This window comes from Polynucleobacter sp. 39-46-10 (genome assembly GCF_002282275.1).
Genome location: NZ_NCJB01000057.1, coordinates 1 through 12228, shown reverse-complemented (window position 1 = coordinate 12228; position 12228 = coordinate 1). Strand labels below are relative to the sequence as shown.

11 protein-coding genes are annotated in these 12228 nt (G+C 42.9%); 7 read left to right on the top strand and 4 right to left on the bottom strand.

Features of this window, described 5'->3' with window-relative positions; translation table 11 throughout:
• Nucleotides 1-166: 166 nt before the first annotated feature.
• Entirely contained in the window at nucleotides 167-772 is a 606-nt protein-coding gene (locus B7X71_RS06710) for a 3'-5' exonuclease (RefSeq protein ID WP_293599013.1), read from the bottom strand.
• 155 nt (nucleotides 773-927) lie between these two features.
• Between B7X71_RS06710 and B7X71_RS06705 the strand changes: the two genes are divergently transcribed.
• The gene (locus B7X71_RS06705) at nucleotides 928-1695 is read left to right on the top strand and encodes a metallophosphoesterase (protein WP_293599012.1); all 768 of its coding nucleotides are present in this window, start codon (nucleotides 928-930) and stop codon (nucleotides 1693-1695) included.
• A 31-nt stretch (nucleotides 1696-1726) separates the two neighbouring features.
• On the opposite strand, the gene B7X71_RS06700 is transcribed toward B7X71_RS06705, so the two are convergent.
• Both B7X71_RS06700 and B7X71_RS06695 read right to left on the bottom strand, forming a co-directional pair.
• Complete coding sequence (locus tag B7X71_RS06700; protein ID WP_293599011.1) at nucleotides 1727-3022, bottom strand: type II toxin-antitoxin system HipA family toxin; 1296 nt, start codon at nucleotides 3020-3022, stop codon at nucleotides 1727-1729.
• 11 nt (nucleotides 3023-3033) lie between these two features.
• The gene (locus tag B7X71_RS06695) at nucleotides 3034-3375 is read right to left on the bottom strand and encodes a helix-turn-helix transcriptional regulator (protein WP_293599010.1); all 342 of its coding nucleotides are present in this window, start codon (nucleotides 3373-3375) and stop codon (nucleotides 3034-3036) included.
• A gap of 493 nt (nucleotides 3376-3868) precedes the next feature.
• On the opposite strand from B7X71_RS06695, the gene B7X71_RS06690 reads away from it, so the two are divergent.
• Nucleotides 3869-5338: a Fic family protein gene (locus B7X71_RS06690; protein WP_293600389.1), complete on the top strand. Its 1470-nt coding sequence runs from the start codon at nucleotides 3869-3871 to the stop codon at nucleotides 5336-5338.
• A gap of 167 nt (nucleotides 5339-5505) precedes the next feature.
• Here B7X71_RS06690 and B7X71_RS06685 read toward each other — a convergent pair whose 3' ends face one another.
• Entirely contained in the window at nucleotides 5506-6309 is an 804-nt protein-coding gene (locus B7X71_RS06685; RefSeq protein WP_293600388.1) for a S8 family serine peptidase, read from the bottom strand.
• Nucleotides 6310-6477: 168 nt separating this feature from the next.
• Between B7X71_RS06685 and B7X71_RS06680 the strand changes: the two genes are divergently transcribed.
• The 5 genes from B7X71_RS06680 to B7X71_RS06660 all read left to right on the top strand — a co-directional run.
• Nucleotides 6478-7266 carry an ABC transporter ATP-binding protein gene (locus tag B7X71_RS06680; RefSeq protein WP_293599325.1) on the top strand — a complete coding sequence of 263 codons (789 nt, stop codon included), beginning with the start codon at nucleotides 6478-6480 and terminating at the stop codon, nucleotides 7264-7266.
• On the top strand, nucleotides 7263-8078 hold the full coding sequence (locus B7X71_RS06675) for an ABC transporter permease (protein ID WP_293599326.1): 816 nt from the start codon (nucleotides 7263-7265) through the stop codon (nucleotides 8076-8078). The genes B7X71_RS06680 and B7X71_RS06675 overlap by 4 nt, the downstream gene beginning before the upstream one ends.
• 26 nt (nucleotides 8079-8104) lie before the next feature.
• Nucleotides 8105-9079, top strand: a complete 975-nt coding sequence (locus B7X71_RS06670) for an ABC transporter substrate-binding protein (RefSeq protein WP_293600387.1) — start codon at nucleotides 8105-8107, stop codon at nucleotides 9077-9079.
• Nucleotides 9080-9147: 68 nt separating this feature from the next.
• Nucleotides 9148-10446: an amidase gene (locus tag B7X71_RS06665; protein WP_293599081.1), complete on the top strand. Its 1299-nt coding sequence runs from the start codon at nucleotides 9148-9150 to the stop codon at nucleotides 10444-10446.
• Between the two features lie 228 nt (nucleotides 10447-10674).
• On the top strand, nucleotides 10675-12228 hold a 1554-nt coding region (locus tag B7X71_RS06660; RefSeq protein WP_293600386.1), incomplete at its 3' end, for a GAF domain-containing protein.

The following is a 12228-nucleotide window of genomic DNA, read 5'->3' as shown; positions in this document are numbered from 1 at the left end:
TCTCGTCGACAACTTAACTTATATCGTAAGGATCAAGCAATTGATGCTGTGAGGGGTTATCTGTAAATGCGTTGCAAGCCTTCATTTCCCCCCAAAGATTTGGAAAGTTCAAATAATCAAATCCAGCGGAATCAATATAACCCTATTTTTAGGTATATAGATACGGCTATTTCAAAGCCCTTGCATCGCTTACCAGTTGATATATCCGATTGTGCCTGTGAAGGATTTCAAAGAAAAGCCTCAAGGTATTGAGAGCATCAACATCTGCTCTATGTGGACTGCCTTCAAATTGAAGCTTAAAAGAACCCAGGCCTGAGGATAGACCGCCACTGGGTTTTTTGCCCATGGCAAGCATGTGCAGGCTATACCAAGTTTTGACATCGATCCAGCGACGACCAAAATGGGGAAAGCTGATACCTCGATCTTTAAATTCAGCTTTCAGTTCAAGTGAATCGCCACCGCCCCAAGTAATGGGATTAACAAAGCAATTACGCGTAGTAATAATTTTCCCAATTTCTTTAGCTATTTGTTCATGTGGAACTGCATAGTCAGAAATATCCTGATTGCAAATGCCCGTTAATTGGGTGATGAACTCAAAAATAGGCTCTTGAGGATCTAAGAACCATTTATACGTAGATAGGGATTGATTGACATAGTCATGGTAGTTTCCGACTGCTAACCCTATTTGAATGATCTTTGGATTTACTGTGGAATTATCTTGAGCATTATTGAGCTCTAAATCAAGCGAGAAATAGTTTTGTTCTTGATGCATTTTTGATGAACGCGGTTTTTAGTAGTATGTTGATAATTTAGAGTCCCCCAAGGCTAACGTCAATGCCAAGCTCAATTCCTTGTAAGACGTCATGGTTAATTTATTGACTACACTAGATCTCAATATCAAGATCATCATGGCGACTTATCTAAATTATGAAAATTCATGTACTAAGTGATTTGCATTTAGAATCTGCCGACTTTTCACCTACATTAAATGCGGCAGATGTTATTGTCCTGGCCGGTGATATTGGCCTGCGCTCAGAGGGTATAACTTGGGCTAGAAAATCGTTTCCAAATCAAGAGACTATTTATGTGGCTGGCAATCATGAGTTCTATGGCTCCCAGCGTGGTCATGCCATTGAACGGATGAGGAACGCATCCACTGAGTACGGAATTCATTTTCTTGATAATGATGTGCTGCAACTGCAGGATCCTAAATCAAATAGGCCCATCCGCTTCTTGGGAGCTACGTTATGGACTGACTTTTTATTATTTGGCGAGGATCTAAAATCTAAATGCCTATCGTATGGCGAGCTTTACTTAAATGACTTTAGAACAATACGTGATGGAGGAAGAAATTTTTCCCCGAAAAAATCGATTCAATTACATGAAAAATCATTGGCTTGGCTCCAGCAGGAGCTAGAGAGCCCATTTGATGGCAAGACGGTGGTAATTACGCACCATCCACCCTCAATGAGCTCAGTTGCAGAGCGATATAAGCAAGATTTATTGTCTGCCTGCTTTTCCTCGGAGTTGGCGCACCTCTTTGGCAAGATGTCTCTATGGATTCATGGGCATACGCATGATTCCTGCGACTATGAAATGAATGGTACTAGGGTAGTTTGTAATCCTCGCGGTTATGTTCGATCTAACCACGCCGAAAACCCAGAATTCAATTCATCCCTTATTATTGAAATCTAGTTGTCCAGCAAGATCTTCTCGATGGGGGGGATTAGCCCTTAGCTAAAGACTTGATTAATTCAGGGCTGCAAATATCGTCAATGTGCCTAAAGGCTCGGGAGATTTCTTTAATTTGATCTGCAGGAATTCCAAGGCTTTCGAAGTGTGTTTTCCACTGCCTAGTTACTCTCCATACGCGATCGATAATAGAGCTTGCTTGTTGCGGAGATAAACCAAAGCGTTCTTTAGCCCCATAGGCATTGTCTAGGGTTGCTAGCTTACCTTGAGGTCCGACCCCTAGGTGTTGGTAGCGCTCACTTGCAATGACTGCATGAGGCATCACATCGTAGAGCGGGCTTAGGCTCCAGCCTTTAAGCCCCTGATTCCATAAGAATGCATGATTGCGTAGATGATCATCATCGTTGCTGACAAAAAGGTTAAAGATCATGCGTGCATATAGTTCTTCAACATCCGATTTGACTGTTTGAACCAGACAATATCTGCGTATAGCATCTGCAATATCCATATAGCTTTTTGTATTGGACTCTGATTCGTGGCAAGCAATGAGGGTGAGAGCGCTAACCACATGATGACGAATCTCTACTGAACGGGCTGCAGCGGTCCAAGAGCGATCGAAGCGTTTAACCATCAACACCTTTTTCTTGCCAACTTGCTCTAATTGAGTTTCAGCAACCTTGAGACCGGCTAACTCTGCAAGCTTGAGAGTGGCATATTCAATGCTTGGTACATCTAAGACTCCATCAGTGTTGCCTGGGAACTTGGCCATCCATAAAATGTTGTCATCGTCGCGCACGCTTGCCTTTGGACGCATACCCCCTAGGCCGCTACCCACAATCAAAATTCTAGATAGTGCTTCGGAAACTGGTAAGCCTGCCTCAATCTTCTGCGCACCCTCGAGTACGTATGACAGATTGTGAATACTTTCATGAGCGGGGCGCTCTTCTTGAGTTAAGGAGGCTCGAACATCTAACGCCCCAATGCGATCGCTACCAGCCTCAAGAAGGTAGGTTGATTCTGGCAGGCTATTAGCTGGAACCTTAAGTCTTGCCTCAATAACTCTTCTTCCCCAAGAATCAGGAGCGGCATCACGAATTCCGCCAAAAGCTTCTAAGCCATTTGGTGGAACGAGGCGCCTACCTTTGATCTCGCTTTTATTCTTGAGGCTAAGGGCGACGGGATCAATTTCCTGTACATTGCCCCTATCTAAGTAACGTAAGCCATAAGCAAATGAAGAGGCAATGAGTCTTGAGCCTTCCTCATCTACTTGCAGTTGTCCTGCTGGTACAAAATCACCATCAAGATTGGCAAAGACAAACAGATTCTTCATCGTGTTTGCCATCAGAAATCAAGCGCTTTCATTTCAGCTGTACTTAAGTCACGTACGCGTTGTGGACGTGAGCGACGCTCTAAAGCAATAATCGCAGGATCATCTCCGCTTAATAGTTGAAATAAGTTCATGCCTGGAGCGATTGCATCTAAGTAACGCAGGAGCGCACCAACGGCTACACCAGGATCACCCTTTTCAATGCGCTGTGCAGTAGCGCGAGATAGGCCGGCACGGACTGCTGCTTCACTTTGGCGAACACGACGCGCAAGACGCAAAGAAACAAGGCATTGCGCTATTTCAGCGGATTGGCCAAGTTGCTTTGATGCTAGGGTAAGTTGTTGATCTACGCGCATAGTTGCCTCATGCTCTTCATTAAGTACGAGACACTAATATACCTGTTTATACGTCATTGGTCAATAAAAATGACTCATAAATAATACCTTAAGTATATTAGGGACTCATTTATGAGTCATTTACTAATTTAAACTAGTAGAATACAAGCGGTCTATTTGCGTCAAGGGCACCCTGGTCGGCAGCATGTCAATAAAAAAGCATATATCACGCTAAATTGAGTCAATATGTCAACAAAACTGCACATAACTGGCTTTATTGTCAACAAAACTGCATATTGCAATTAAATACATATCTTTTGGGCTATTTACTAAAAAATTGCCCGAACCACTATTTCGTAGGAAAAAGTGAGGATATATTTAGAAATGTAGGAATCTATTGAAATATGTAAGAAAAAGTGTGTAAATATGTGTAATCGTAAGAAAAAGTGTGTATATGTAGGAAAAAGTGCGGGAAAATAGCTATTCGAACGAAAAAGTGGGGCTTGGGGGAAATATGGGCGATATAGGCTATTCACAGGTAAAAAGTCAGCTTGATCTCAGTGCTTTTGACCCACTTGTACCTGCACGCCTTGCCTCGGTAACCAGTGTAACGCCCACCCAGGGCGCATTGTTGATACCCGCAAAGGTAGCTCCCAAAGATGATCGCCCACTAAGCCACCTGTTGTTTGCGCTAAAGCATGAAGGAGTTAATCTCCAATTGTTATCGCAGGCCTTAAGAAAAATTCCAGCCCAAGAGATGCTGGCCGCAATTAGCGAATCGCCAACAGGCGTTTACATTCGTACTGCTTGTTTTTTGTGGGAAGCCTTTAATAAGCAAGAGTTAAAGGGCGCGCCAGTAATTACGGGGCCAATGGTTAATTTATTTGACCCCAAAAAATACATTACAGGACCAAGCATACGCAATGCCAAATGGCGCGTTAACTTCAATGGCTTGGGTTCTTTGGATTACTGCGTAACTGTTGAGCGAACCACACGTATTAATAGCCTGCTTGAATCTAACATCCTCCAGAAAGCAAATGAATTTCTATCAGAACTAGGTGGGGCCGCATCCGATAGAGCAATGTCTTGGGCTTATTTAAGCGAGACCAAAAGTTCTTTTGAAATTGAACATGAGACACCGAGCGCTACGAAAGCAGAGGCATTTGTAGAACTACTTAAAAAAGCCCATCTGACTACCCAGTTGGATGAAGAGTACTTAGTTGGCTTGCAAAATACCGCCATTACCAATCCTTTGGATAGGGCGGCTAACTATCGTCATCAACAAAACTGGTTAAGCAGTCCATTACGTGGTGCTGCTGGCGTAACGTATATTCCACCACCACCTGAGATCGTTAATGACTTGATGAAGGGTTTGGTAGGCTTTGCTAATACTTCGTCAAAGCAGATAGACCCTTTGGTTGCCGCTGCGATTGTTTCATTCGGATTTGTTTTTATCCACCCATTCATGGATGGTAATGGGCGCTTATCACGCTTTCTGTTTCATCATGCTTTGTGCCAGTCCGGCGCTTTGAAGAATGGCTTGCTATTGCCAGTATCCATTGCGATGAAGCGCAATGAAGATTTATACCTAGCTGCTCTAAAGAGCTTTTCTGAGCCTGCTCGCAAGCGCTGGGAAGTTATTTGGATTGATGGCGATGAGTATCAAATGACATTCAAATCAGATGACTCCTTATATCGCTATTGGAATGCCACTGCCTGTGTTGAGTTTGGATTGGAGATGGCCAAGCAGGCGCTAGAAAAGGACTTAAGAGAAGAGACTGAATTCTTAGCCAAGTACGACCTTATTTATCGCGCGATTGATGGTCAGTACGATATACGGGGCAAGGACCTCAATACGTTAATTCTGGCTTGCATGGAGCATAATGGGAAGATATCAATTAACCGTCGTAAGAAATTTGCTGCAACGGTGCCTGAAGAAATATATGATGCAATTGAAGCTGAATATATGAAGGTAGTGGGCTGATTCAAAAAGCCTCGTACTCATTCCGTCAAGGGCACCCCAAAGGGGTGGCTAGCGCACCCTTGACGGCCACGGTTAAACAAATGCTTTTTTATGCCCAAGGTGGCGCACTGACACATTGGGTATAAAAGTCAAAGGCAATTTATTTAAACTATAAATTGCAAAGTACATCAGACATTAATTGGAATGGTAACTTTCGGCTGTATTGGGATAAGTATTGATGCGTAGCTTTGCAAGATTTCGTTATAGAGATCTTGGTGCTTTGATGCTTCGACAGCAATTACAAGAGCGTACTTAATTTTCCCTGCCCCTACTGTTGGAGCTCCTGATTCACGAGCATTGTAGTGAATATCAAATACTGGTGCATTGAGCGTAGTTCCAAGAAAGCCTTGCTCCGCATGAAGCGTAGTCTCCCATTTTCCCCAATCAGCGCGCCGCTCTTCTTCGGTTGCGTAGCTACTTGTTTCAAAAAAAGAGGAGGTATCAGGCTGTGATTTAGCCTTTCCAGTAGTCTTATCATTGCTGAATTTTGATAGGTTTGGTCTGAAGGTAACTTCTAATTCGGCCTGGGTATAGCAAGAGGCTTCCTGGGGGTCCACCGGTGATGCGTAGCAAAAAGTTGCCTTGAGTTTTACGCGTCCAGTTAGCTCTGATTTAGGGATGGGAATAGAGGCTCGGAGATATTTTCCTGGTTTTAGCTCCCCTTGATAAACAATGCGAGCCACACCAGGGGGTGACGTAATGATTTCATTAAGAGATTCAGGTGCTTTTCCCCAGCCAACCTCATTTTTATCATTGCCATTTTGTTTTGCGCTATGTACAAGTAGCGCTTTAATGGCTAAAGGGGTTAGGTCTTGACCTAATACAGCGCGTATACCGACTGCATTGCATAATAAAAGTGGGGCGGCAAAGCTTGTGCCTTGAAGCGGGGTTATCTCCTTTATAAAAAGGGAGTTGCCAAATAATTTTTTCATCGATAGAGCTTATATATTTTAAATTACTGCACCAATTAGATGATCGATGCACGTTATAAAAAATATGCGCACCACTTGTAAGCAATCTTCGCGGTAAGTAGTTCAATCTAATGTGACTATGGGTCAACTAAATATTAGTTAGCACCCAACAAAAGAAAACTTACTTATATGAAGCTACCTGCTGTTCAACTCTCTCTCAAGGAGATATACAAATCATTTGATAGCAACTCCGGATCAGTTCCAGTCTTAAATGGACTCACATTTGATGTGATGGAGCAAGATTTTATTAGCATTATTGGGCCGAGCGGATGTGGTAAATCAACCATTTTTAACATCATCGCCGGCCTTTTGGGTGCGGATAGTGGGGACCTTATTTATCGCGGAGAGAAGATAAAAAGCCTTAGAGGCAAAGTCGGCTACATGATGCAAAAGGATCTCCTTTTTCCCTGGAGGACAGTTCTGGAAAACGTCATGCTGGGCCTGAAAGTGCGTGGTGAAGATGACGCAAATGGAACTGAGAAGGCGAGGGACTATTTAAGTACTTTTGGCCTGTCTGGCTTTGAAAAGGCATACCCGCAGACTCTATCTGGAGGCATGCGGCAGAGAGTTGCATTAATCCGAACGCTACTAATGGATCCAGATATCTTATTACTAGATGAGCCATTTTCGGCGCTAGATTATCAAACAAGACTATATCTTGAAAGTGTGCTTTTAGATGCTGTAGCAAAGTTTAAAAAGACTGTAATTTTAGTCACCCATGATGTCGATGAGGCTGTGGCTCTCTCAAAACGGGTCGTAGCTCTTAGCGGACGTCCTACGATAGTCAAGAATGTCCATCAAATTGATATTGAGCGATCTTCCCCAATAGAAGCTAGATCACATAAGAATTTCGGCGAGTACTTTCACTTACTTTGCTCTGAATTGGATATTCAAACCAAAAAGGATGATGTTGTATGAGCGCAAAAGGTAGCAAAACTCACCATTTTTTAAACACCAGCCTAGGGAAATCGCTGATCCAAATTTTATCAGTTGTAGTCTTCTTTTTTATTTGGCAGTTTCTGGCGGAACTAGGGCTCATCTCAGAATTTTTAGTTGGTACACCATTTGGTATATGGAAAAGATTCGTTGATAGCGTTCTTGACTACTCTATTTTTATTGATACTGGTTACACCCTTTGGGAGGCGCTCCTGGGGTTTGTTATTGGCACACTCATTGGAACAAGTATTGGATTGTTGCTTTGGTACTCAAAGTGGGTTTCTCAAATTGTAGAGCCCTTTATCGTTGCGATTAATAGCGTTCCCAAAATTGCACTTGCGCCAATCATATTACTTTGGTTTGGAACTGGTTTAGGTGCAAAGGTTGTTCTGGTTGTCTCGATGACAGCAATCATTGCCTTAATTGCAGCTCATCAAGCAACCAAGGACGCTGATAAAGATCTGCAGTCTCTCCTTGATTCTATGGGTGCCGATAGAAAGCAAATATTTCGTGAGGTGGTTGTGCCTTCGTCAATGCCAGCAATTGTCTCTAACTTCCGAATTAATGTTGGCTTTGGTTTGGTGGGTGCAGTTGTAGGTGAGTTTATTTCATCTAAGGCGGGTTTGGGGCACATGATTTACAACGCTTCCAGCTTATACGAGCTCAATTCAGTTTGGGTGGGGCTTTTCATGCTGATGATTGTTGGATTCTTTCTCTATTACTGCATTGATGCGCTGGAGCGCTTCTTGTTTCCATGGCGGAGTGATAGTAGGCGCACAGAAATTCGGATGTAACTTTTAATAACCTAACGGAGATATATATGAAATCGCTTTATAAAAAAGCACAGTTAATTTGTGCGGCATTAGTAATAGGCGGCATATCCTTAAGCGCAAGCGCGGAAGTAAAGACTGTCACTATTTCACAGGCATTCCAATCCATGTTGTATCTACCTTTGTATGTAGCAATTGATAAAGGATTTTTTAAGGACCAGGGATTAAGCGTCATTAAGGAAACGGCCGGATCCCCAACTGCGGCTTTGTCATCAGTACTATCCGGCAGCTCGCAATTTTCACTACACGGTCCCGAGTGGACTGCTATTGCTGCATCCAAAGGTGCCAATGTCGGTGTAATTAGTAATGCAGTTAATGGTGCTGCTGTATGGATTGCTACGGCCCCCGATATCAAATTTACAAGCATTAAGGATATTAAAGGTCAAAAAGTCGTTTCCGGGCTAATGCCAACTACAAGTACATCATTGTTTTTAAAGTTGCTCAAAGAAAATGGCATGAATGACAAGACTGATATTGATCTTATCCAGGTCCCTTTAGGTACTGAGCCAGCTGCGCTATTAAGTGGTCAGGCAAAAATTGCCGTGTTGTACGAGCCAGGCTTAGATCAGGTCGCTATTAAGGGTATGAAAGTGGTTTTAGGCTTCCCTAAAACTTATGGCCCATATGCCTTTTCTTCAATTACTGCAATGAAAAACGTTGATCCAGTTGCCGCTCAGAAAATGGTAAATGGAATGGAAATCGCTATTCGTTACATGAACAAGGATCCGAAGGGGACGATCGAAGTTGCTAAGAAGCAATTCCCAACACTAGACCCTCAGGTTGTAGAAAACGCAGTTACTCGCATGATGAATGAGAATGTCTTCCCGAAAAGCGTCCAAATCACACCTGCTGCGTTAAAAATTGCAATGGATACTCAAATTGCTCTAGGTAACCTCAAAGAGCAGCCTGTATTTGAGAATTTTATTAATGAAACTTATATCCAAAATGCTTTGAAATTAAAGTAAAAGTTATTTAACTTCAAATACGGGGCGAAATACTTTCGCCCCAATTCTTTTGAAAATGAGACGCGTACATGAAAAAAAATATCGGCCTTACTGAAGCTTGCAACTTAATTGACTCACAACAACTGAATCCGGTTGACTTTATCAAGGAATGCTCTACCGCAGCAGATGAGGTCGAGCCAACGCTAAAATCTTTTGTCTGCAGGGCCAGTGTTGATTCTATGGTGAGTGCAATAAAGCCTGGCCTACTATCAGGAATTCCGGTGGCAGTAAAAGACATCATTAATACGGTTAACCTCCCGACTACCAATGGATCACCTATCTACAAGGATGTAACGCCAACCCAAGATGCTGCAATTGTTGAAAAAATTCGAAGTCTTGGCGGTATCATCTTCGGCAAATCAGTCACAACTGAATTTGCATGGCGTAATCCTGGCCCAACTACAAACCCTTTTAATTCAGAGCATACCCCTGGGGGATCTTCCAGCGGCTCTGCAGCGGCCGTTGCTGCGGGTATCGTTCCGCTTGCTCTTGGCTCTCAGACCCAGGGTTCTATTGTTCGTCCAGCCGCATACTGCGGAGTCATTGGTTATAAGGCAAGTTACGGCGCAGTCTCAAAAGAGGGGGCTCATCCTCTTTCTTACTCATTGGATCACATTGGCTTTTTTACTCGTTCAGTCAATGATGCTGCCTATGCATTTAATTGCTTAAAAAATAGTAACTCATCAGACCCAGACTTAATTGTTATCCCAGATCTCTTCTTTGACGTAAATAAAGTTCTACCATCATTTGATAGACCAAAAATTGCCTTCCTCGAAACACCAATTGACTACATGATGAGTGATGATCAGAAGGGGGTGCTGCAAATTGCCGCAAAAAGACTTGAGGATGCTGGGGCAACTACTCAGAAACTGACTTTGCCTAAAGAGTATTGGGACGCTATCCAGTCCATGAATTTGATTATGGAAGCTGAGGCCGCTGAAATTCATGCGAGTCATATTGATAATTCATCTGAGTTATTGAGCGTCCATATCAAAGAGTTGGTCAAGCGAGGCTTACAGCACAATGCTCCATCCTATATTGCTGCCAAATCTCTTCAGAAAAAACTGCGCGCAACCATTGGGGCTTATTTTCAAGAATTTGATGCATTCTTGATGGCTCCCGCCAGTGGAGAGGCTCCAAAAAGCTTGGACTCCACTGGTGATCCAATCTTTTGTGCCTTATGGAGTTATTTGGGTGTGCCATCAATCACCATTCCAGTAAAAAAATCCCAGAATGGATTACCGCTGGGCATTCAGCTAATTGGAGGCTATGGGGATGACGCTAAATTACTAAGTATTGCTAAATTTGCAGAAAGCGCATTAGCTTAGTAGGCGGTTCCATCTCTGCGAAGAGGAGATGCTCCTCTTCGCATCCTTTCTATTAACTCGGTAATTTAATGTTCATAAGTGATATTGCCCTATTAATGTTAGGTGGTGCCATCTCGGGTTTTTTATCGGGGTTGCTAGGTATAGGGGGAGGAATGATTCTGATCCCCTTAATGATTTTGGTTTTTAATCATCTGGGATTTAGTCAAAATATCGTTATGCATATGGCGATTGCAACTGGTAGAGCAGCAAGAGATTGACCGGTTGGGCATGCAGGTCGAAACCTTAAGGCGTAATATTGAGCCGCAATTAGAAATGGCTAGCCGCGTTATTGATGGAGTAATTAAAAATATTTCCATTTCAAAAGAAGGCGGATTAAACAGAATCAATCAACTTAAATTGGTCGAGTTAAATCATGCGTTTCTGGGATTGATGCAGCCGATTTCCGTAGTGAATGCTTCAGGAGTGATATTAGCCTCTAGTGATCTGGGTCTGGTGGGCGAGAGCATTGCCAAGAAGGCATATTTTAAGAATGAAATTCAGCATCCTCAAGATAATATTCTTCATATTAGCGCCCCACACCCTATTCTCGGTAAGCCGGCTCAAGCAATAAGCCTTTTCAAGTCGCTATTGGACCGAAAAGGAAATTTTTTGGGTATGGTCGTGATAAATTTGTCGCCTAATTTTTTCTCGACACTTTTAAGTTCAGTCCACTACACGTCTGATATTCGCTCCGCCATTATCCATGGTAGTGGAATACTTTTGCACTTTGAGCCCGAATGGGTTAAATCCTCAGGTATTAATTTAGCGATGAGAAACACTTTTTTTACTCGTCATAAAAATAGCAGGCTACTTACGAATACGTATATAGGTGAAAGTATGCTGACGGGTGAGGCGCGGATGGTCTTTCTAACAAATATTCAGCCAGAAGCATTAAATATCGACCAGCCGCTAGTGGTTAAGGTTAGTCGCAGTTTGCAAGCGGTCTTTGAATCATGGCGTAAAAGTGCCTATATGCAAATAGTCGCATTCTCTACTATCTTGCTTATAAGCGCTTGGGTGATGGCATTCATTCTGAGGTGGCGACGGAGTGCGAGTGTTCGTCATCAAGAGGTAGAAACTGCGCTAGCAAGGGTAAATCGAGCATTTATTACGCTTAGTGTTTGCAATGAAGAGTTTATACATGTTGAGGATGAAAACGCTCTATTGCAAAAGATTTGTCAGGTGATTGTAGAAAGTGGCGGCTATTACATGGCATGGGTTGGTGTGCCTCAACAAGACCTGGGGCTAACAATTAAACCCGTTGCTCACTTTGGATTTGAAAATGACTACTTAGCTGAAATGAAGTTTAGTTGGTCAAAATATTGTGACTTGGGTCAAGGGCCGGCTGGCAGAGCAGTTAGGAGCCATAAAATACAAGTCAACCAAAATTTTGAAATTAATCCATTGACTCACCCGTGGCGATCTGCCGCCCTTGCACGTGGGTATCTATCCAGCATCAGCTTACCCTTAAAAAATTCTTCAACATTCTTTGGGGTGCTGAATATTTATGCATCTGAGAATGATGCATTTAGTGATGCTGAAAAAGGGTTGCTAGAAAAGTTAGCGGCTAATTTGTCTTTTGGGGTTTCTGCAATAAGGGGGGAGGTTGAGCGTAAGCAGGCGGAAGAAAAACTTAGTATTGCAGCAGTCGCATTTCAGTCTCAAGAGGGAATCATGATTGCTGACGCTAATCAGAACATTATTAATGTGAATGGGGCATTTACGGAAATTACTGGCTATGCG

Excerpts from the sequence above, each read along its gene's own strand:
- B7X71_RS06710 (WP_293599013.1), bottom strand. The coding sequence starts at position 772 with ATGCATCAAGAACAAAACTATTTCTCGCTTGATTTAGAGCTCAATAAT.
- B7X71_RS06705 (WP_293599012.1), top strand. The coding sequence starts at position 928 with ATGAAAATTCATGTACTAAGTGATTTGCATTTAGAATCTGCCGACTTT.
- B7X71_RS06700 (WP_293599011.1), bottom strand. The coding sequence starts at position 3,022 with ATGAAGAATCTGTTTGTCTTTGCCAATCTTGATGGTGATTTTGTACCA.
- B7X71_RS06695 (WP_293599010.1), bottom strand. The coding sequence starts at position 3,375 with ATGCGCGTAGATCAACAACTTACCCTAGCATCAAAGCAACTTGGCCAA.
- B7X71_RS06690 (WP_293600389.1), top strand. The coding sequence starts at position 3,869 with ATGGGCGATATAGGCTATTCACAGGTAAAAAGTCAGCTTGATCTCAGT.
- B7X71_RS06685 (WP_293600388.1), bottom strand. The coding sequence starts at position 6,309 with ATGAAAAAATTATTTGGCAACTCCCTTTTTATAAAGGAGATAACCCCG.
- B7X71_RS06680 (WP_293599325.1), top strand. The coding sequence starts at position 6,478 with ATGAAGCTACCTGCTGTTCAACTCTCTCTCAAGGAGATATACAAATCA.
- B7X71_RS06675 (WP_293599326.1), top strand. The coding sequence starts at position 7,263 with ATGAGCGCAAAAGGTAGCAAAACTCACCATTTTTTAAACACCAGCCTA.
- B7X71_RS06670 (WP_293600387.1), top strand. The coding sequence starts at position 8,105 with ATGAAATCGCTTTATAAAAAAGCACAGTTAATTTGTGCGGCATTAGTA.
- B7X71_RS06665 (WP_293599081.1), top strand. The coding sequence starts at position 9,148 with ATGAAAAAAAATATCGGCCTTACTGAAGCTTGCAACTTAATTGACTCA.